22 protein-coding genes and 1 pseudogene are annotated in these 20,168 nt (G+C 62.9%); 4 read left to right on the top strand and 19 right to left on the bottom strand.

Annotation, left to right across the window (positions count from 1 at the left end; all coding sequences use genetic code 11):
• Positions 1-231: 231 nt before the first annotated feature.
• From ACJQWM_RS06775 to ACJQWM_RS06705, 15 genes are all read right to left on the bottom strand, one after another.
• Positions 232-741 (bottom strand): hypothetical protein, encoded by a 510-nt coding sequence (locus ACJQWM_RS06775; protein WP_330970022.1) that lies wholly within the window; start codon positions 739-741, stop codon positions 232-234.
• 642 nt (positions 742-1,383) lie between these two features.
• Positions 1,384-1,611 carry a hypothetical protein gene (locus tag ACJQWM_RS06770; protein ID WP_330970023.1) on the bottom strand — a complete coding sequence of 76 codons (228 nt, stop codon included), beginning with the start codon at positions 1,609-1,611 and terminating at the stop codon, positions 1,384-1,386.
• A 121-nt stretch (positions 1,612-1,732) separates the two neighbouring features.
• Positions 1,733-2,059: a hypothetical protein gene (locus ACJQWM_RS06765; RefSeq protein ID WP_332706954.1), complete on the bottom strand. Its 327-nt coding sequence runs from the start codon at positions 2,057-2,059 to the stop codon at positions 1,733-1,735.
• 115 nt (positions 2,060-2,174) lie between these two features.
• Positions 2,175-2,426 (bottom strand): hypothetical protein, encoded by a 252-nt coding sequence (locus tag ACJQWM_RS06760; RefSeq protein WP_332706957.1) that lies wholly within the window; start codon positions 2,424-2,426, stop codon positions 2,175-2,177.
• Between the two features lie 142 nt (positions 2,427-2,568).
• A complete protein-coding gene (locus ACJQWM_RS06755) occupies positions 2,569-2,955 on the bottom strand; it encodes a hypothetical protein (protein WP_332706960.1) in 387 nt (128 codons plus the stop codon).
• A gap of 84 nt (positions 2,956-3,039) precedes the next feature.
• A complete protein-coding gene (locus tag ACJQWM_RS06750) occupies positions 3,040-3,378 on the bottom strand; it encodes a hypothetical protein (RefSeq protein ID WP_332706963.1) in 339 nt (112 codons plus the stop codon).
• A 537-nt stretch (positions 3,379-3,915) separates the two neighbouring features.
• Complete coding sequence (locus tag ACJQWM_RS06745) at positions 3,916-4,317, bottom strand: hypothetical protein (RefSeq protein ID WP_332706966.1); 402 nt, start codon at positions 4,315-4,317, stop codon at positions 3,916-3,918.
• Between the two features lie 514 nt (positions 4,318-4,831).
• The gene (locus ACJQWM_RS06740; protein WP_332706969.1) at positions 4,832-5,329 is read right to left on the bottom strand and encodes a hypothetical protein; all 498 of its coding nucleotides are present in this window, start codon (positions 5,327-5,329) and stop codon (positions 4,832-4,834) included.
• Between the two features lie 151 nt (positions 5,330-5,480).
• Positions 5,481-5,843, bottom strand: coding sequence for a hypothetical protein (locus ACJQWM_RS06735; protein ID WP_332706972.1), 363 nt, complete (start codon positions 5,841-5,843; stop codon positions 5,481-5,483).
• A 128-nt stretch (positions 5,844-5,971) separates the two neighbouring features.
• Entirely contained in the window at positions 5,972-6,280 is a 309-nt protein-coding gene (locus ACJQWM_RS06730; protein ID WP_332706974.1) for a hypothetical protein, read from the bottom strand.
• Between the two features lie 51 nt (positions 6,281-6,331).
• A complete protein-coding gene (locus ACJQWM_RS06725) occupies positions 6,332-6,550 on the bottom strand; it encodes a hypothetical protein (protein WP_332706977.1) in 219 nt (72 codons plus the stop codon).
• Positions 6,551-6,739: 189 nt separating this feature from the next.
• Positions 6,740-7,066 (bottom strand): YciI family protein, encoded by a 327-nt coding sequence (locus ACJQWM_RS06720; protein ID WP_332706980.1) that lies wholly within the window; start codon positions 7,064-7,066, stop codon positions 6,740-6,742.
• Between the two features lie 150 nt (positions 7,067-7,216).
• Positions 7,217-7,831 carry a hypothetical protein gene (locus tag ACJQWM_RS06715; protein ID WP_332706983.1) on the bottom strand — a complete coding sequence of 205 codons (615 nt, stop codon included), beginning with the start codon at positions 7,829-7,831 and terminating at the stop codon, positions 7,217-7,219.
• A gap of 116 nt (positions 7,832-7,947) precedes the next feature.
• Complete coding sequence (locus ACJQWM_RS06710) at positions 7,948-8,817, bottom strand: exonuclease domain-containing protein (protein WP_332706986.1); 870 nt, start codon at positions 8,815-8,817, stop codon at positions 7,948-7,950.
• A 69-nt stretch (positions 8,818-8,886) separates the two neighbouring features.
• A complete protein-coding gene (locus tag ACJQWM_RS06705) occupies positions 8,887-9,375 on the bottom strand; it encodes a hypothetical protein (RefSeq protein WP_332706989.1) in 489 nt (162 codons plus the stop codon).
• A gap of 169 nt (positions 9,376-9,544) precedes the next feature.
• On the opposite strand from ACJQWM_RS06705, the pseudogene ACJQWM_RS06700 reads away from it, so the two are divergent.
• Positions 9,545-10,539 (top strand): annotated as a pseudogene (locus ACJQWM_RS06700) (integron integrase).
• A 79-nt stretch (positions 10,540-10,618) separates the two neighbouring features.
• Here ACJQWM_RS06700 and mfd read toward each other — a convergent pair.
• Together mfd and ACJQWM_RS06690 are read right to left on the bottom strand one after the other, a co-directional pair.
• Positions 10,619-14,197: a transcription-repair coupling factor gene (gene mfd / locus ACJQWM_RS06695; protein ID WP_332706992.1), complete on the bottom strand. Its 3,579-nt coding sequence runs from the start codon at positions 14,195-14,197 to the stop codon at positions 10,619-10,621.
• Between the two features lie 182 nt (positions 14,198-14,379).
• Positions 14,380-15,429 (bottom strand): class I SAM-dependent methyltransferase, encoded by a 1,050-nt coding sequence (locus ACJQWM_RS06690; protein WP_332706995.1) that lies wholly within the window; start codon positions 15,427-15,429, stop codon positions 14,380-14,382.
• On the opposite strand from ACJQWM_RS06690, the gene ACJQWM_RS06685 reads away from it, so the two are divergent.
• Complete coding sequence (locus ACJQWM_RS06685; protein WP_332706998.1) at positions 15,428-15,589, top strand: hypothetical protein; 162 nt, start codon at positions 15,428-15,430, stop codon at positions 15,587-15,589. The genes ACJQWM_RS06690 and ACJQWM_RS06685 overlap by 2 nt on opposite strands.
• Before the next feature lie 112 nt (positions 15,590-15,701).
• On the opposite strand, the gene ACJQWM_RS06680 is transcribed toward ACJQWM_RS06685, so the two are convergent.
• Positions 15,702-16,265, bottom strand: coding sequence for a GNAT family N-acetyltransferase (locus ACJQWM_RS06680; protein WP_332707001.1), 564 nt, complete (start codon positions 16,263-16,265; stop codon positions 15,702-15,704).
• 662 nt (positions 16,266-16,927) lie between these two features.
• A complete protein-coding gene (locus tag ACJQWM_RS06675) occupies positions 16,928-17,800 on the bottom strand; it encodes a 23S rRNA (adenine(2030)-N(6))-methyltransferase RlmJ (RefSeq protein WP_332707004.1) in 873 nt (290 codons plus the stop codon).
• 79 nt (positions 17,801-17,879) lie between these two features.
• On the opposite strand from ACJQWM_RS06675, the gene creB reads away from it, so the two are divergent.
• Both creB and creC read left to right on the top strand, forming a co-directional pair.
• A complete protein-coding gene (creB, locus tag ACJQWM_RS06670) occupies positions 17,880-18,554 on the top strand; it encodes a two-component system response regulator CreB (RefSeq protein ID WP_332707007.1) in 675 nt (224 codons plus the stop codon).
• 64 nt (positions 18,555-18,618) lie between these two features.
• Positions 18,619-20,052, top strand: a complete 1,434-nt coding sequence (gene creC, locus ACJQWM_RS06665; protein ID WP_332707010.1) for a two-component system sensor histidine kinase CreC — start codon at positions 18,619-18,621, stop codon at positions 20,050-20,052.
• The last annotated feature ends 116 nt before the right edge of the window (positions 20,053-20,168 follow it).

The following is a 20,168-nucleotide window of genomic DNA, read 5'->3' as shown; positions in this document are numbered from 1 at the left end:
CACCGCGCCAGCCTTGGACAAACTGATCCTCAAAGCCTGGGCGGACGCGCCAGCGATATAGCACGACGAACGGCTTGTGGTTGCTGTCAGGAAGGGATGTGTCCATGACACCTAACGCCTGAATTAAGCCGACCCGCAACGCGCGAGACGGGAGTGGATGGAGCACCGGCAGCGACGCATTTCAACGGAGCAACGAAGCGGGTTCGGCTTGAATGAATTGTTAGACGGACCTCAGAGACCCTTGTTTGGCGATTGCATCGCTCGCGCAACCTTGATTACTAAGTAAGTAACCGACCTGCCCGCCTCAACGTGCACTTGATGGGCAACGCCGGCCGGGATGATTAGGAGGTCGCCAGCCCCAAGAGGTTGATTAGTACCTCCAATAATCTCGCCTCCTCGCATTTCACCGGTTCCTCCGCCTCGCTCTTCGGAGCCCGCCGCTCGTCCTCCCTTGAACTGTCCGCCGTACAGCATTGTTGCAGCCCCTTCCTTCACCACAATTATCTCGTCCCACGCGCCATGGGCTTGGATTTGGCTCGTTCGATCGCGCCGGATCATCATGTACCGGTAGTCACCACCGCGTCCCAGAAGCTTGCCGATAAGACGCTCTTGCGCCTGCCCAGCACCCGCCATGTTCGCTCGCAACTCCGTTGCACCGGCGTGCTCAACGTCCGGTTTAGCTTGTGCATATGCCTCGGACGCGTAGAACGCGATCAAAACGACAAAGATACGGAGGACCATGTCTTTTCTCCGGAACGAGGTGAACGTTGGCGGCCGTCTAACGCCTGAATTAAGCCGACCCGCAACGCGCTGATCGGGAGCCGGCACAACATCGCCAGCGACACATTTGAATCGAGTGACGAAGCGGGTTCGGCTTGAATGAATTGTTAGGCCGCGCCCGCGACTTGGCGCCGGCCCCTGCCCAAAACTGAAGAGTGCCAGATTGGCGGCGCGAGGATTAGTAACAATGCGTGGAGGGCGAACGGCCAGCCCCCCATCCTCGCCATGTGCCAAATAGGGACTGACGCGCCTGCCTGGGCCGATTGCCATTGATGCACGGCCCAAACAGAGCAGTACGTGACAAGCAGCAACGCGGAGCCCGCGAGCACTAGGCCGGAAGTGCTGATACAGCCAACGCGCTTAGCGAGAACAATGGCGACGGGCGCAGCAGCCACCCAGCAGGCCAACTCAGCAACGTACACGAGCGGGTCGAGTGCGATGGGATCTATGGCTACGAACTCCACGAGGAACGATAGCGCCATTCCTAGCGTGAAGTAGATGAGAGCGAAAACTGCGTATGGCTTCCAAGTCACGTAATAGTCTCCAGCGGCCTAACGCCTGAATTAAGCCGAGCCGCGAAGCGGCTTTGGCTTGAATGAATTGTTAGGCGGCACTGCTAGCAGCACCGAACCAGTTGTACAGACCGATGATAACCACGGCCAAGATTAGTACGACAAGCCCGATTGCCTCCAAGTCCAGGTCCATGCGGGAGATCCGCTTACGGAAGGACTTGCTCAGTAATAACGGCGAAATCACGGCAATGCCAGCCGCGAGACTGGCAAGCCCGAGGTAGAAGTTGAACTGCCACCAGTCCCAGAATGCATGAAGCATGGTTGTGCCGCCTAACACCGGAATTAAGCCGACCCGCCACGTGCGAACCGGAAAATGGACGGGACCTCAACAACAACACACCTAAAAGATGCGATGAAGCGGGTTCGGCTTGAATGACTGGTTAGGCCCCGACATAGCGCATGAGGCCTTTGTCAGGTGGCCAGGCCTGCCAATCGCCGTTTGATGTGGTCTCGCCGTACGTTGATGCGGTGAGGTCATAACCGAAGCCATAGCCTTGAAAGTCGTCGCCTAGGAGAACGATATCAGTCCGGTTAAAGGTGGCGCCGTAAACGTCTTGAGGCGCAATTGGGCCGCTGTAGATCATGCGGCCACTATCAGCCTCGCCCCAGCCGACGTCACGAAGGTAAGCAAAGTACTCCGGTGGAAGCGTCGGGTGTGCGGCCGAAAGCGCTGCGAGTTCTGTGTCCGACAACTTAGTTGTATCCATCGGGGCCTAACGCCTGAATTAAGCCGACCCGCAGCGCGAAGAACAGGAGAGCGACGCGCTTGCCGATGCGACGGTGTTGCCGAAGCCGCGAGGCGGGTTCGGCTTGAATGAATTGTTAGGCCTCACGGCCTTCGTGACTGGATTGCTGCATTTCCGGTGTGTCGTTGCAGATTGCGCAATGCTTGCCTTTGCGGGACTGGTAGATACGTGAGCCCGTGAAAATGCTGGCCGAGATAGCTGCCCAGAGCAAAGCTTGAGTTGCAGCGTAATCAAGGCTCTCGCCCTGAACCAGTTGCGCAGCTGCAATGATGGTGAAAGCAATGCCGAAGACCAACAGGAAGCGACGTACCCAAAACGATGTGCCCATTTGCGACTTCCTTTCCTGTGAGGCCTAACGCCTGAATTAAGCCGACCCGCAACGCGATGCACGAGAGCTGACGCAACGCCCCCAGCGACAACATTGAACCGAGTGACGAAGCGGGTTCGGCTTCAATGAATTGTTAGGCGCGCTACTTGGCATACCTTGCCTGACGCGCTTCTTCCGGCAGGTTGTTGGACGGAAATAAGACGGGAACGGAGAACTGAACTCGATTGATTGCCGTGTTGCTGTTTTGGCTTGAACCACCAGCTCCAAGATTGAAAACGCCTGCAGCAACACCGATCTTTGCGCCTGCGTTAGTTCCGTCTTGAACGGTAAGTGCCACGTCGAAGTTGATGGATCGAGCGTAATTATTTGTACGATTGTCCCAAAGCGCGGCCTCACCTCTATCGCTTGTTGAGCCCATGAGATTGCCGGGATTCACGTAGGCGCCGTGTGCGGCAACGCGAGTTTGAGCTGCAACTAAGCCATCAATGATTCCTGAACTGGCGTTTTCGACAAAGTCTTTGAGTTCCATGATCTCTCCTGCGCGCCTAACGCCTGAATTAAGCCGACCCGCGAAGCGGGTTCGGCTTGAATGAATTGTTAGGCCCCGGCCGGTTCACTGCGAAAGCTCAAGTACAGCAGAGGCGGCGACAACTGCAGACAAGACTGTGACCACGACGTTGAGCCAAAATACTTTGCGACCAAGTCGATCGCTGCTTTTTGCGCTTTCCGCCAGTGCGTTGATGTGCTGCTGGGCGATTGCAGCCTGAAGCGTGCTTTGTAGCAAGCCTAAGTGGGCTTTCTCGATCTCCGAAAGATCTGCCTCGACCCGGCTGGGGCTACCAAAAGGATGCCGATTACTCTCATGCGCCTTGTCGTTCTTGTAGCGACGAAAGGCGTACTCATGCGCTTCAAGAGCAATCTGGACCTCATCCTTGCCTGGCTTGTCAGTCACAGCAACTCCCTTTGTCGCGAGCGGGGCCTAACGCCTGAATTAAGCCGACCCGCAGCGCGAAGAACAGGAACACGACGCGCTTGCCGATGCGGCGGTGTTGCCGAAGCCGTGAAGCGGGTTCGGCTTGAATGAATTGTTAGGCGGCGGACCCGCCCGCTGCGTCTGCTTTGGCAAAACGATGGAAGCTGTAGCAAGAAGCCCCAAGAAAAATCACACCAAGCGCAACAACTATGCCTGGGAGGTACAGCCGAATGTACGGCTCCACCGGGTTGAACCACAAGTCGCTCAGGCGAAAGTACTCAGGCTGCGCAATCCAGCCGTAGGATTCGTTGAAGTAGGCGAAGAATGCGCCGAGTCCTATAACGAGGAAGCACACACCTCGGCGCGCCCACTTGTCCGTGACATCTTGCGAGTCAGTAGCCATAGCCGCCTAACGCCTGAATTAAGCCGACCCGCACGTGTCAGTCGGTGAGTTGTGAGATGGAACAACAACACATTTGAACGAAGGAACGAAGCGGGTTCGGCTTGAATGAATTGTTAGGCGGCGCTGCCACGTATAACTGCCGCCAAGGTGAAGCCACCAATTGCCAACGAGGCCAAGCCCACCAATGTGATGTGGCGAGTTGCCCGAGGCACAGCTTGTTGGGCAAAGCGATGATGCCACCGCCACGGAACGAGTAAAAGGCAGGCCGTAGTGACGAGCAGAACCCAGCCAAAGACCGTAAAAGCACCCGGCAAAAGCATGCGAGGCGCGTGAAGTACGAGTGCGGCACCGACCATAAAGCGCAAGAACAGCTCCGTGTAGTGAGCTAGCGCAGAGCCAGCGAACCCGAGCAAGAAGCGATTGGCCTGGGCGGGGCAGAACAGCGACACGACCGCCAGCGCAATGAAGTAGAGCCCGGTGAGCACGACAACGGTGAGAGCAAGGGCTTCAATCATCGACGTTGCCTGACAAGCCGCCTAACGCCTGAATTAAGCCGACCCGCAACGTGCCAGTCGGTGAGTTGTTGCAGTGGAACAACGACACATTTGAACGAAGCGACGAAGCGGGTTCGGCTTGAATGAATTGTTAGGCCTCACGGCTGTGCTCCGATTGTTCCGCAACGACACGGCTGTCGCAGAAAGCTCGCACTGCTGTCCCAACAAAGACAGCCGCTGAGAGAATCGCGACTGCAACTACTAGCGTCTTAGGACTGGGGCAACCAAAGCCAAGATCTGGAAGTAGGCCAACACCAGCAAGGCACTTTTCTCTGGTGTTCCAAGCAACGACACCAACGGCCGCAGCCACGAACAGAGCGTATCCCAAGGCATTTTCAACAGTTCGCCGAACTCTGGACATGAGGCCTAACGCCTGAATTAAGCCGACCCGCAGCGCGAAGAACAGGAGAGCAACGCGCTTGCCGATGCGACAGTGCTGCCGAAGCCGCGAAGCGGGTTCGGCTTGAATGAATTGTTAGGCACCGGCCGGCTCACCGTGCGCACCCCAATTGACTCGCGCGTGCTTTCCAGTGCCTTTGCGCATGCTCTTACGATCTACCACGCGAGCCTCAAACTCGAAGTCCTGCGAAATCCTGACTACGAGGAGCTTGTTGAAGTTGCCGGCACGTTTAACCAGGACACAGCTACCGCCTTTTTCAGGTGAGATGGTTTTGACCTCAACGAAGTCGTTCCCGAGCTTCCCATCCGACCCCGGGGCATGCGCTCTGTGGCGCTTTAGGCCGTACTTGATCTCTGCATAGAACTCGCCAAGCTCTCCCCAAATTTGCAGGTAGCGGCCTGTCAGTTCTTTGTAGGTCACAGCAACACCAACCAAATCTTCGAAGGCCCGTATCAGGTCAATGCTCGCGCTGGGGTACTCCGCGCGTAGCTCCTGCTCTTCAAGGTGCTCATTGATGTAATTCCAACTTATCCATTCGCCGTCATCCCAGATCCCATCGGACGAGTCGTTCATTGCTTTTCCTGCCATGGAGCATCGCATGGTCTGTTCCGGGGCCTAACGCCTGAATTAAGCCGACCCGCAACGCGCTGATCGGTGAGTTGCTGAAATTGAACAACGACACATTTGACCGAAGCGACGAAGCGGGTTCGGCTTGAATGAATTGTTAGGTGTCACTTGCCATTCTGTCTATGGCGTCTAACTGCTCTTTGCAATCGTGATGCAACGTAGGCTCTATGAGCATGAGTCGCTTGATGTATGCCCTGGCGCTGTCGTGTAGCCCGGTAGCTGCCAATGCTTTAGCCCCAAAGTAGAGCGCGGAGATGTCATGCGGATGCTCTTGAAGCCGAAGTCGTGTCTTAGCGATCAGGTCGTCAATCTGGCCTTTCTGCCAGAGGTCACCGAACCTGTCATCACGCGGGCGGCCACAATTGAAGATGTGGCAGAGGATGTTGCTTGCAACGAAGAAGGCCAACACCCCGAGGATGACCCAAAGAAGGATTTTGATTTGCGCAATATCGGCTTCCATGTGATGTCCCCTGTGACACCTAACGCCTGAATTAAGCCGACCCGCAACGTGCGAGCCGGTGAGTTGTAGCAATGGAGCGACGACACATTTCAACGAAGCGACGAAGCGGGTTCGGCTTGAACGAATTGTTAGGCCTCAGTTGCGTTGAGAGCCCAGCTAACCACGTTGTAGCCAATGATCGCAGCGCCGACAAGCCAAAAGCCGACTTGAACCCAAAAGCTAAAGGGGGCTTCCGAGCGCTTGGTGAGTCCCGAGCTTAGTGCAGTTGGGGAGTCCACAGTTCCCGTCAGCAGGGCTCGCCCGCCATGCCACAGGCAATAGACAGCCAACGCTGCAAGTAGTACCCACGCTGCAAATGCAAGGATGCTGCCCATGAGGCCTAACGCCTGAATTAAGCCGACCCGCAACGCGTTGCCCGTGAGCTTGTGCAGCAACATCAGCGACACAGATCAACGAAGCGACGAAGCGGGTTCGGCTTGAATGAATTGTTAGGCCTCACCGTCTGGTGCTTGCGGCTTTTGAGCCCCAACGGCAAGCGGTTTGTCACGCACTTTGGACGTGGCAAGGAACACAATGCCAAGCGCCATGAAAGACGGACCTAAGACGGTAAACACGAGCATTTGCGTTGCAACGCCCACTGCAAGGAAAGATGCACCGAATGCGAGGAAAATGAAACCAAGTGTTTGCAAGCTCTTTGCCCGGTCCATCCATGTACTCCTTGAGATGAGGCCTAACGCCTGAATTAAGCCGACCCGCAACCTGCTGATCGGTGAGTCGTTGCAATGGAGCAACGACACATTTGAGTCAAGCAACGAAGCGGGTTCGGCTTGAATGAATTGTTAGGCCGCGCTGCCTTGACAGCCATATCACGCGGCGGATTGATCAGCTTCTCGCCGTCACTGTTTGAGCGGCCAAACCTCAACGACCCCGTATGCGACAGCGCATGGAGTTTGCGACATCATCTCTATGGCCTCAGCAATAGTGGGCGCCTCGATTACAGTAAATCCAGCGACGGGGAGTTGTGAAGCCATGTAGGGGCCACTCTCCGTCTGGACATGGCCAGCCTCGTGATTGCGGACCTGCTCAGGAGGTCCCGCACTTCCCATCAAAGCTCCGCCTTCTTGCAGCACTTTGTCATGTGCGTGAGCCGTATCTCGAACCGTCTTGGCTGTGCGGTCATAACCTTCGCGGTCACCGTAACCAATGGCAATGAATTTTGGCATGGGATATCTCCATAGATCGACAGAGAAGCTAGATGTGCGGCCTAACGCCTGAATTAAGCCGACCCGCAACGTGCGAGCCGGTGAGCTGTTGCAATGGAACAACGACACATTTGAACGGAGCGACGAAGCGGGTTCGGCTTGAATGAATTGTTAGATCTGCGCCACGCCGTGCGCGCTATACCGCCGCGGCAGCAGCCAACGAGAAACTGGCACTTCAAGAAGATGCATTTCGGCGGTAATTTGGAATCGCTGGTATGCGCGGGCAATGCTACGCGCATGATCTACGCACTTATCAAGATGCTGTGCATAACTCTGGGGAATGCCGCTCTCATCCTGAAATGCTTCCTTATTAAAGTCCCAATAGTACGTGGAGGTGCCATCACTTTCCTCTCTGCTACGAGGCTCCCACTCCGGCACCTGCACAAGTTCTCGGAGGTTCTTGTATGCCTCCAGCAACGCTACCAATTCGCGGCGCAGCGCATTCTTCAGCGGGCCTGAGAACCGGATATGGTCTTGGTTTGTCCGTACCTCATGCGCAAGTTGGTCAAGTGGTTGAAACATCCACTCTGGGACGAGGCGCGATTGATACAGGGACGACTCAAGGTCGACGACGAGTTGCTCTGGAAGGATTGTCAAGATGCGCTCAGCGCGCTCGACGTCCCGTTGGTGCTTCTTGTCTAGTACCGGTCGAAATAGCGCGACGACGCCCGCCGCAGACCCGACAGCGAAGAACGCTTCTTTAATGACGGGCCAAGAAAGTTCCATAGCAGATCTAACGCCTGAATTAAGCCGACCCGCAACGTGCAAGTCGGTGAGTTGCTGCAACGGAACAACGAGACATTTGAACGAAGCGACGAAGCGGGTTCGGCTTGAATGAATTGTTAGCCGTGAACCGCCTGAGCCACAACAATACTCTGGAAGTCAGACTCACGGAGAACTCGGATGGAGCAGCCTTGACCTATCAAGTCCTCAGCCTTGAGGTGTTTAGAGCTCTTGGACTTTCCGTTGAGCTTGGAGATGTCTTGGTCACCGACAATGAGCAATGTAGTTATCTTTGTCACGGAGGCAGCCACATCACATCCAGCTCTTGCAGCTAGATCAGCGGCCTCTCGGCGTGGGATGGTTAGTGAGCCCGTAAACACTGCAACGTTTCCAAAAAGGGGGCCTTCAGCGCTTCCGTTGCGGGTTATTGGTTGGTCCGAGGTTGGGTCGATTGGACGCAGCACCCGAGCACACCAATCATCTACAGTCAGTCCTGCATGAGCACTTGCCCTGCACAGCACTTCGCCCGCAGCGCGGGCGTCCTCTAATGCATCGTGATGCTTGAAATCAATGCCGAGAAATTTGGCTACCTTGCGTAAGCCATAACCAGTCGTTGAAAATTTTTCTGGCCATGCGCGACGTACGACACGGGCCGTATCAAGCCAGCGACAATCAAACGGCTGCAGCCCGTACTTGTCACACGCCAATGTGGTCGCCGCGCGATCAAATGGGGTGTGGCAAGCAACAACTGAGCCCGTAACCAAGACGTGTATCTCCGCCGCTACAGCCGGCCATTTTGGAGCGCCAACAACGGCTCGCTCGTCTATGCCATGGATTAAAACATTGAAGCCATCAAACTCATCTTCTGGGTCTACGAGCGAAGACCAAGAATCGACCTGCTTCCCGTCTTGGAAGAATGCGACACCTACCTGGCAAATGCTGGAGAGGTCAGCATTAGCGGTTTCGACGTCTATTGCTGCGAATCGCATTGAACCTCCATTCACGGCTAACGCCTGAATTAAGCCGAGCCGCGAAGCGGCTTCGGCTTGAATGAATTGTTAGACACCATCCGGGTTGTTCTGCTCTACCCAGACGCGCACCGCCGTATGGTGCCTGTAAACAAAGATGACCATTGCCACACTGCCGACAAGGAATGCCAAAGCAGCAAGAATTGAAAAGTGCCAGATCAGCGCGACAAAGCTGACGAGCAACAGCAAGCCCCCGAAGAAAAATATTGACACGCCGACGCCAGATCCGTGCAGCTTAGAAAAGTGGCCGTGTGAGGCATTGCCATGAAAAGAGTAGGCCTCGCCCACTTGCCAAAGTGCTAGCCAAACCGGAATTGCTATTGCTGCGCAGAAGAAAGAGATGCTCAAGGCGCCGCTCTTGAGGCCAATCTGCGTAAGGAGAAAAACAATGGCGGTTGATAGGCCAGCGCCACCAAGCGTTGTACCGCGCGTTTTCTCCCAGTAGCGCTCATCTATCCGTCGAACGACGGGAGCTATGGCGCGCTTGTAGTGATCTTCGAATGGCGGTCGATTTTCCATGGGGTCTAACACTTATTCGATCCCCAAAACGGGGTGTTGCGCGGAGTATGCCTGCCCTTGGCGGATGGTCCAAGAGGAAAAATCCTACAACCGATCAACGGGTTAGCTGATGCATCCGGCTGTCGTCTAGCGTCATGTTGGCGGCGTTATCCAACAGGGGAGGGGGCGTATGAGTTACGCCGGCATGGATGCGGTGGTAACGGGGCGGAAATCGCCGCGGTTGTTGGATCAGGTGCGTCAGCGGATCCGGGTGATGCACTACAGCCGGCGGACGGAGCAGGCGTACGTGGGATGGATCCGGCGCTTCATTCTCGCCAATGGCAAGCGGCACCCGCGGGAGCTGGGTGGGGCGGAGGTGGAGCGGTTCCTGACCGGGCTGGCGACCGAGGGCCACGTCGCGGCCGGTACCCAGAACCAGGCGTTGGCGGCGTTGTTGTTCCTGTATCGCGAAGTGCTCGGGATCGATCTGCCCTGGATGGAATCGGTGGTTCGCGCGAAGCGCCCGCAGCGGGTGCCGGTGGTGCTGTCGCGCGACGAGATGGGTCGCCTGCTGGCCATGCTGGATGGGCAGCGCTGGCTCATGGCTGCATTGTTGTATGGCACCGGCATGCGCCTGATGGAATGCATCCGGTTGCGGGTCAAGGATGTCGACTTCGACCGTTCCGAGATATGCGTGCGCAACGGCGGGGTTGCAAGGATCGCCGGGTGCCGCTGCCGATGAAGTTGCGTGACGCCTTGGCGGCACGGGTGGAGCGCACCCGGCTGGTCCATCAGTGCGATGTGGACACCGGCGTGGGGCCGGTCTGGCTCCCGCATGCGCTCGTGCGCAAATATCCCACCGCCGGGCGCGAACTGGGCTGGCAGTACCTGTTCCCTGCGCCGCGCGTGTCGACTGATCCGCGCAGCGGCCTGGTGCGGCGGCACCATGTCGACGAGAGTGTGCTGCAGCGTGCGGTGAAGACGGCACGCGAGGCTGCGGGCATTCGCAAGCCGGCCACGTGCCATACCCTGCGGCACTCCTTCGCCACGCATCTGATCGAGGCCGGGCAGGACATCCGCACGGTGCAGGAGCTGCTCGGACACAAGGACGTGGCGACCACGCAGATCTACACGCATGTGCTGGGGCGTGGCGCGGGTGGGGTGTTGAGTCCGCTGGATCGGTAGGGGCTTCGGCCAAAGCAGAGCAGAGCAGGAGCAGGAGCAAATCTCCCCTGGCCCCTCTTTGCTGAAGAGGGGAACTCTGTCAGCCGGCTTTGCCCAGCATCAACAGCAGGCCCTTTGCGGCGGCGAGGCGGGCGGGGGCGTCGGGCAGCTCCAGTTTGAGCTTGAGTTTGTCCGGGCCGTCCATCTGGTAGAGCTTGGGCTGGCCCTGGATCAGCTGGATGAGCGCCATCGGATCTACGGCGGGTTTGTCGGTGAACTGCACGCGGCCGCTCTTCTCGCCGAGGTCGAGCTTGCGGATGCCCAGCGCGGTGGCCTGCAGCTTCAGTTCGGCGATCGCGAACAGGTACCGGGCCGGGTCGGGCAGCAGGCCGAAACGGTCGATCATCTCGACCTGCAGTTCGCGCAGTTCCTCGATGTCGCGCGCGCTGCTGATGCGCTTGTACAGGGTCAGGCGGGTGTGCACGTCGGGCAGGTAGTCCTCGGGGATCAGTGCCGGGACATGCAGCTCTACCTCGGCGCCACGCGACTGGGTACCGTCGATGTCGGGCAGTTCGCCGCGTTTGATTGAGCGCACCGCACGCTCCAGCAGCTCGGTGTAGAGGCTGAATCCGACCTCGGCCATCTGCCCGCTCTGGTCCTCGCCGAGCAGTTCGCCGGCGCCGCGGATTTCCAGGTCGTGGGTGGCCAGGGTGAAGCCGGCACCCAGCTCGCCCATCGCCGCGATCGCATCGAGGCGCTTCTTCGCATCGCTGGTGATCGAGCGCTTGTCGGGCACGACGAGGTAGGCGTAGGCGCGGTGATGCGAACGGCCGACCCGGCCACGCAGCTGGTGCATCTGGGCCAGGCCGAACTTGTCGGCGCGGTTCATGATGATGGTGTTGGCGTTGGGGATGTCGATGCCCGACTCGATGATCGTGGTGCACAACAGCACGTTGAAGCGCTGCTTGTGGAAGTCGAGCATCACCCGCTCCAGTTCGCGCTCGGGCATCTGGCCGTGGGCGACGCCGATGCGCGCATCCGGCACCAGCGTCTCGAGCTCGCGCTGCATCCGCCCGATGCTTTCGACATCGTTGTGCAGGAAGTAGACCTGGCCGCCGCGCGAGAGCTCGCGCTGGAACGCCTCGCGCAGTTGCGCGTCATCCCACGGCACCACGAACGTCTGCACCGCCAGGCGGTGCGCCGGCGGGGTGGCGATGATCGACAGGTCGCGCAGCCCGGCCATGGCCATGTTGAGCGTGCGCGGGATCGGGGTTGCGGTCAGCGTCAGCAGGTGGACATTGGCGCGCATCGCCTTGAGGGCCTCCTTCTGGCGCACGCCGAAGCGCTGCTCCTCGTCGACGATGACCAGGCCGAGGTCCTTGAAATGCACGTCCTTCTGCAGCAGCCGGTGGGTGCCGACGATCACGTCGATGCTGCCGTCGGCAGCCTTTTCCAGTTCGGCCTTGATTTCCTTGGCGGTCTTGAAGCGCGACAGCACCTCGACCTTGAGCGGCCAGTCGGCGAAGCGGTCGCTGATCGTGCGGTAGTGCTGCTCGGCCAGCAGCGTAGTCGGCACCAGCACCGCGACCTGCTTGCCGGCGGCGGCGGCGGCAAACGCGGCGCGCACCGCGACCTCGGTCTTGCCGAAGCCCACATCGCCGCAGACCACCCGGTCCATCGGCTGGCTGCTCTGCAGGTCGCGGATCACCGCCTCGATCGCGGCGTGCTGGTCGGGGGTTTCCTCGAACGGGAACGCGGCCGCGAACGGCTCGTACATCGCGCGGTCCAGATCGATCGCCAAGCCGGCGCGGGCCTGGCGCTTGGCCTGGATCTCGAGCAGTTCGGCGGCGACATCGCGGACTTTTTCGGCCGCCTTGCGTTTGGCCTTGGTCCACTGCTCGCCGCCAAGCGAATGCAGCGGCGCGGTCTCGACCGACGCCCCGGAATAGCGGTTGATCAGGTGCAGCTGCGCGACCGGCACGTACAGGCGGTCGCCCTTGGCGTATTCGATCTCGAGGTATTCGTTCTTCTCGCCGCCGGCTTCCAGCGTGACCAGTCCGCGGTAGCGGCCGACGCCGTGGTCCTCGTGCACGATCGGCGCGCCGTCGGTGAGCTCGCCCAGGTCGCGGATGATCGCTTCGGGCTCGCGCCCGGCGCGCTTGCGGCGGCGCGGCTGGCTGGCGCGTTCGGGAAACAACTGGCGTTCGGTGAGGATCGCCAGCGGCGGCTCGGTGAGCGCGAAGCCGTCATCGAACGGGGCGACCGCGATGGCGAATTTGCTGAGTCCATCTCGCGTGCCCTCACCCCAACCCTCTCCCGCGCCCTGAAGGAAGTCCCCTTGGGGGGCAGGCGGGAGAGGGGGTAGAAGCGCGAACGCCGGCCAGTCCGGCAGCACGTCCGGCCGCAGGTCGGCGGCCTGCAGCAGTTCGAGCAGCGCCTCGCGGCGGCCCGGCGAATCGGCCGCGATCAGCACGCGGCCGGGATAGCTGGCGAGGAACGACTTCAGCGCGTCGGCGGGGGCGTGGTCGCGGGCGGTGATCGGCAGGTCCGGCGCCGCCTGGGTGCCCAGCGCCTGCGCGCGTTCGTGCTGGGGATGGGTCTGGTTGCAGACTTCGATGCGGTCGCCACGATTGAAGCGCTCGCGCAGCGCATCGGGCGACAGGTACAACTCGCCCGGCGGCAGCACTGGCCGCTCGACATCGTGGCGGCGTTGCTCGTAACGCTCGCCGGTCTGCTTCCAGAAATGCTCGGCCGCCTCCAGCGCGCCGGCGGCGATCACCGGCAGAGTGCTGTCGCCGAGGTAGTCGAACAAGGTGGCGGTCTGGCCCAGGCCGTCGCGACGGCCCTGCTCGAAAAACAGCGGCAAGTAGTACTCGATGCCGGCCGGCGCGGCGCCGGCCTTGAGGTCTTGGTACAGCGCGCTACGCCGGGTGTCGAGGTCGAAGCGCTCGCGCAACGCATCCAGTGCACGCTTGACCGAGGCCTCGTCCAGCGGCAGCTCGCGGCCCGGCAGCAGGTGCACCGCGTCGATCCGGTCGAGCGAGCGCTGCGTTTCGGGATCGAAGCCGCGGATGGTGTCGATCTCGTCGTCGAGCAGTTCGACCCGGAACGGCGTGTCCGCGCCCATCGGGTAGACATCGAGCAGGCCGCCGCGCACCGCGAAATCGCCCGGGTCGAGCACCTGCGGCACGTGCCGGTAGCCGGCCGATTCCAGCCGCCGTTTTTCCGCATCCAGGTCGAGCCGCTGACCGACGCGCACGTCGAAGCTGCCGCCGACCACGTGCCGCAGCGGCGCCAGTCTTTGCAGCAGCGTCTGCACCGGCACCACCACGATCCCCTGCCTGAGCGTGGGCAAGCGGTGCAACGCGGCCAGGCGCTGGCTGACGATGTCCGGGTGCGGGCTGAAGACGTCGTAGGGCAGGGTTTCCCAGTCCGGGAAGGGCAGCACCGGCACCTTGCCGTCGTGTGCGGCCTGAGCGCCGAGCAGGGTGCGCAGGTCGGTTTCGAGCTGGTGCGCGCTGTGGTTGTCGCGCGCGATCGCGAGCAGCGGGCCGTCGTGCGCGGTCGCGGCCTGGGCGATATGGAACGCAAGGGCGGAGGCGGACGCCGGCGCACGCCACCAGGCGCGCTGCTGGCCCGGCCTCGGCAGCGGCGGGTTTGGGGAGGTGGGGGATGGCATCAGGAGCGGGATTTTAGCCGATGCGCCGGCCGCGCCCCGTCAGCGACATGGGTAAAGACTTCTCCGGCACCCCTGTAGGAGCGGCTTCAGCCGCGAACCAAAACCGGCACGCCCACGAGCCCCCGGTTACGACCGCGCAGCAGAGGGCAGCCCAACCGTCCGCCACACCCGAAGACTCGCCGCTACGGACGCGCCTCCAGCACCAGGTTGAACGGCGTCTGCGCGGCGCGGCGGAAGCGGCCGAAGCCGGCCTCGGTCATCACCGCGCTCAGCCGCGCCTCGCCGGCCTGGGCGCCGAGCGCCGGGCCGTTGCGGGCCAGCGACACCGGCACGCAGATCTGCGATGAAGCACCGTAGTAGACCCGCCCGACCGGGTTGAGATTGTCCGCGACACTATCGCCCGCGAACGGCTCGACCAGCATGCAGTGGCCCTCTGGCTTCAGCGCCTGCCGCGCCTGCCGCGCCGCGCCGACCGGGTCGCCCATGTCGTGCAGGCAATCGAAGAAGGCGATCAGGTCGAACTCCTGGTCGGGGTAGCCGGTGGCATCGGCCACCTCGAAGCGCGCGTTCTCGATGCCGGCATTGGCGGCGCGCTGGCGGGCGGTGTCGATCGACGGGCCGTGGTAGTCGTAACCGACGAACTCCGAGTTGGGAAACGCCTGCGCCATCAGGGTGGTGCTGGCACCGTGGCCGCAGCCGACGTCGGCGACCTTGCCGCCGCTGCGGAGCTTGTCGACCAGGCCGTCCAGCGCCGGTAGCCAGTCGACCAGCAGGTGGGCGTTGTAGCCGGCGCGGAAGAACCGCTCGGTGCCGTGGAACAGGCACGCGTGGTGGTCGCCCCATTCCATGCCGTTGCCGGTACGGAAGTTGACCTTGGTGCGTTCGAGCGCGTGGAAGGTGGCCTCGACGATCGAATACGCGCCCGGCAAGTCCACCGGGCCGCCGGGATCGGCCAGGCACAGCGCCTGCTCCTCGCTCAAGGAGTACTGGCCGCTGGTCGCGTCGTATTGCACGTAGCCACCGGCCGCCTGGTTGCCGAGCCACTCGCGCGCGTAACGCTCGTGGGTGTCGGTGCGCGCGGCCAGTCCGTGCGAATCCAGCGGCTCGTCCGCGAGTGCCCGGTAGTAGCCGAGCTGATCGCCGACCAGCATCAGGGTCGAACTGATCGCGGCGCCGAGGTCGCCGACTGCGCGGCCGAGAAATTCGTTGAGGCGTGCTTCGTCGATGCTCATGGCCGCGGTCCTGGAGGATGCGTCCTCCATGCAGGCACGGCATGGCCTGCCGCTGGCTTTGTCGTTGGTCAACGCGGGTCAACGCAGCGCCGACGCGAAAGCGGACAAGGCGCTCGCATTGAACGCCACGCCGGGCGGCAGACTGTCCTCTCGACGGTAGGAGCGGCTTCAGCCGCGAACGAGGCCGCAAACCAGGGTCGGCACGTCCGTGAACTCGCGATTGCGACCGCGCTGCAGAAGGCCGGCGCCAAAGCTCGCGGCTGAAGCCGCTCCTACACGGCTTTCGCTGTCTGGGCGGCTTTCAGGTCCAGCACCACCCGCACCAGGCCTTGCCCGTCCTGCTGGAATTGGCGCTCGAAACCCAGGGACTGCGCCAGTGCCAGCATCGCGTGGTTGTGCTCGAACACGTCGCCGTAGATGCGCTCCAGGTTCTTGCCACGCGCCCATTTGACTAGTCGCGTCATCAGGTAGCGGCCCAGCCCCATGCCGGCGATGTAGCGGCTGACCAGGATCGCGAACTCGGCGTCTCGCCCGTTGCCGTCGATGACGATGCGCGCGACCGCGCCGACCAGCGCCTCGCCCGGCGGCAGCGGTTCGGCCGCGACCAGGGCGAATTCGGTCTTGGGGTTGATCCGGGCAAACCGCTCGGCCGCCTCGGGACTGAGCTCCTTGAGTGCATGCAGGAAGCGCTGGCGCACTTCGTCGGGCTGCAGCAATGCAAATCCAGCGCGCAGGGGCGCTGCGTCCTCCGGCCGGATAGGCCGGATCAGCACGTCGCGACCGTTGGGAAGTCGCTGGCGCTCGTGCCAGGGCGGGAGACGTTCGCGCGCGGCCATTCGCGGAGTTTGGCACACGTCCCGGGGCCGGTGCTTCATTCCGCGGTCACGCAAAAGGCCGGCGCTTTTGCCGAGCTGAAACCGCGCCGTTAGGGGCTGAGCGCACGCGCGCGGCGCACCCCGGAATGGGCGGTGCCCCGCCGCGACGGGCGTGCCCGGGCTGGTCGGTGAAGTGCTCGGGCACGCCGGCAGCGGCATCGTTTGCCGCTGAGCTGCTGCATCGCGCGCACAGGAGCCGATGCTAGGCTCGCGCCGCCTCGACCAGGGACACGGCGCATGTCTACGCCCGCGTTGCAGCACAAGCGAAGGCGTGTAGGAGCGCCCCATGGGCGCGATCGAGACCCGCTTGCGACATCTGCCGCGGTCGCGGTCGCGCCCATGGGAGCGCTCCTACAAGAGCTGTCGGTGATGGTCGCGGCGCAGGGCGCGGATTGCACGACGCGCCCGCGCTGGCCGAGGAGATCGAGCAACTGGAACGCGCGATGAAGCAGGCGTTCCCCGAAGTGCGCTGGAGTTTCTTCGAACCGGATCTCAGCGCGCAGGTTTGATGCGGCCGAGGCCGGTTTGGGTCGGCCCCTCTGTAGGAGCGACGTGAGTCGCGATACCGCGCACGTGGGCAGTGATGTACAGGTTTTGCGACTCACGTCGCTCCTACCAAAGCGCTAGCTTTCCTGCTTCAACCACTCCAGCCGCGACGATGCGCCGGCCTCGCCGAGCGCCTTGGCCAGCAGCGGCAGCACCGCGCCCAGGCCCTGCCCGAACTGCCACGGCGGGTTCAGCAGCAACAGGCCGCTGCCGTTCATGCGCAGCGGGGAGTCGTCGGGGTGGACCATCAGTTCGGCCACGAACGAGGCCTTCACCGGCAGTGTCGCCGCACGCCGGAAGAACGGCTGCAGCGAGCGCCGGCGCTTGATCGGATACCACACCGCATAGCTGGCATTCGGCCAGCGGCTGAGCGTTTGGCGCAGCGCGCCGATGATGTGGTCGAACTCCTCCAGTTGCGCCTCGTAGGGCGGATCGATCAGGACCAGCCCACGGGCGAACTTCATCGCGCTGCCCCCGGCTTTCAACAGCGTGGGGGGGAGCAGGGCCTTCATCGCCGCATAACCGTCGCGCGCGTGCACCGCCACGCGCGGGTCGCGGGCGAAGTTGACCTTGAGCTGAGCCGCTTCTTCGGGCAGCAACTCGCAGGCGGCGATGCGGTCGTCCTCGCGCAATGCGTGCGCCAGCAGCCACGGCGAGCCGGGGTAGGTCGCCGGGCCGTGTTCGAGCCGGCACGCCTTGACTGCGGCCAGGTAGCGCGCGATCGCGGGGTGTTTCGGCGCTTCGGCCAGCAGCCGCGACACCCCGCCCTCGGCCTCGCCGCTGCGCTGGGCGGAATTGCCATCGAGCGCATACAGCCCGCGCCCGGCGTGGGTGTCGAGTGCGAACAGCGGCGCCGGCTTGGCCGCCAGTGCATCGCACAGCGCCAGCAGGGTGACGTGCTTGAGGACATCGGCGTGGTTGCCGGCATGGAACGCGTGGCGGTAGTTCATGGGCGACAGGGTAGCCCGCCGTCGACGCCGGCGGCTGGCTTATCCTGTCGCCATCGCGACCGAGCCGGCCCCCTTGCCCATGTCCCGCATCCTCCTGGTCGAAGACGAACCGGCGATCGCCGACACGGTGCAGTACGCGCTGCGCGCGGAAGGTTTCGATCCGGTGCACTGCCTGACCGGCGGCGAGGCGCTGCGGTGGGCGGCGACGGAGGTCTTCGCGCTGGCCGTGCTCGATGTCGGCCTGCCCGATATCGGCGGCTTCGCGCTGTGCCGCGAACTGCGCCGCGGGCGCGAGTTGCCGGTGATCTTCCTGACCGCCCAGGGCGCCGAGGCCGACCGCATCCTGGGGCTGGAGATCGGCGCCGACGACTACGTGACCAAACCCTTCTCGCCACGCGAGTTGGTGGCACGGGTACGGGTGGTGCTGCGGCGCGTCCAAGCCGCGCAGGCCGATGCGTCCGTCGTGGGCGGGTTCGAACACGATGCGGCGGGCAAGCGCATCCGCTTCCGCGGGCGTTCGCTGGAGCTGACCCGCTACGAGTACGGCCTGCTCGCCGCGCTGCTGCAACGCCCGGGCGCGGTGTTGTCGCGGGCGCAGTTGATGGACCGGGTCTGGGGCGATGCGCTCGACAGCGGCGACCGTACGGTCGATACCCACGTCAAGACCTTGCGGGCCAAGCTGCACGAGGTCGACGCCGCGGCCGACCCGGTCCGCACCCATCGCGGACTGGGGTATTCGCTCGATGTGCAGTGAGGCGCACCGCACGGGTCGCGGCCTGAGGATCCTGCGTTGAGGACTCCCCATTGAGGATTTCCCATTGAAGATTGGCCTGCGGATATTCCTCGGCTACTTCCTGATCGTCGCGCTGGCGGCGCTGCTGCTGGCGCAGGTGTTCGTCGCGCAGGTCAAGCCCGGCGTGCGCCAGGCGATGGAGGACACCCTGGTCGACACCGCCAACGTGCTGGCCGAGCTGGCGACCGACGACCTGCTCGCCGGCCGGATCGCCACCGGGCCGTTCGCCCGGCGCGTGCGCGAGGTGGCCGGACGCGACTTCGGCGCCGAGATATGGGGCTTCGACAAGCGCGGGGCCAGCTACCGGGTGTATGTGACCGACGCCCGCGGCATCGTGGTGTTCGACAGCAGCGGCCAGGCGTTGGGCGCCGATTACTCGCGCTGGAACGATGTGCACCTGACCCTGCGCGGCCGCTATGGCGCGCGCTCCACCCAGGCCGATCCCGACGACCCGGACTCCACCGTGATGCACGTCGCCGCGCCGATCCACGACGCGCGCGGCGCGATCATCGGGGTGCTGACCGTGGCCAAGCCCAACAGTGCGTTGCAGCCGTTCATCCAGCGCAGCCAAGCGGTCGTACTGCGCTGGGGCGCGGTGCTGATGGGCGTGGCGCTGCTGGTAGGGATGGTCGCGGCGTGGTGGCTGTCGCGCCAGCTCGGCGACCTGCGTCGCTACGCGCATGCGGTGACCGCGGGCGAGCGGGCCAGCCTGCCCGCCGCGGCCGGTGAGTTCGCCGAGCTGGGCCAGGCGCTGGAAACCATGCGCGCGCGTCTGGAAGGCAAACAGTACGTCGAGCAGTACGTGCATGGCCTGACCCACGAGATGAAGAGCCCGCTGGCGGCGATACGCAGCAGTGCCGAATTACTGGAAGCGCCACTGCCGGAGGCCGATCGCGTGCGCTTTTCCGAAAGCATCCGTGCCCAGAGCGAGCGGCTGGCGCAGATGATCGACAAGTTGCTGGCGCTGGCGGCGGTGGAGCATCGACAGCGGCTCGAAAACCCCGAGGCGCTCGACCTGGCGAGCCTGGCGGCCGAGGTGGCGGAGTTGTCCGCGTCCTCCCTCCAACGAGCAGGGCTCGAGCTGCGGCTGCGACTGGTTGATGTCGGCCCCGTCGATGGCGACGCGTTCCTGCTGCGGCAGGCGCTGGCGAACCTGATCGGCAACGCGATCGACTTCGCCCCGGCCGGGAGCACGATCGAACTGAGCCTGGAAAGGGCGGGGGACGAGGCCGTCCTGCAAGTCCTCGACCGCGGCCCCGGCATTCCCGACTACGCCCTGCCGCGGGTGTTCGAGCGTTTCTATTCGCTGTCGCGCCCCGCCGGCGGCAGCCGCAGCAGCGGTCTGGGCCTGTGTTTCGTCGCCGAGGTGGCCGCCCTGCACGGCGGCCGTGCAGGGCTGGACAACCGCGACGGCGGCGGCGGCGCGGCGGCCAGGCTGGTATTGCCGCTTGCTTCGTAGGTCCGCGGAGGGGTCGGTGTTTCGCCTCCGCGCAGGGTCGACTGGTACCGGATGGGCAATCCTGCGGCCGCAACGCGGGCGTGTTCGCAGGTCCCGACTTCCACGAGGCCGCACCT

The organism is Novilysobacter longmucuonensis, from assembly GCF_046600735.1.
GTDB classification, from domain to species: Bacteria; Pseudomonadota; Gammaproteobacteria; order Xanthomonadales; family Xanthomonadaceae; genus Novilysobacter_A; species Novilysobacter_A longmucuonensis.
Note: the sequence above shows the minus strand (reverse complement) of the source record. Positions and strands in the feature narration are given on the sequence as shown.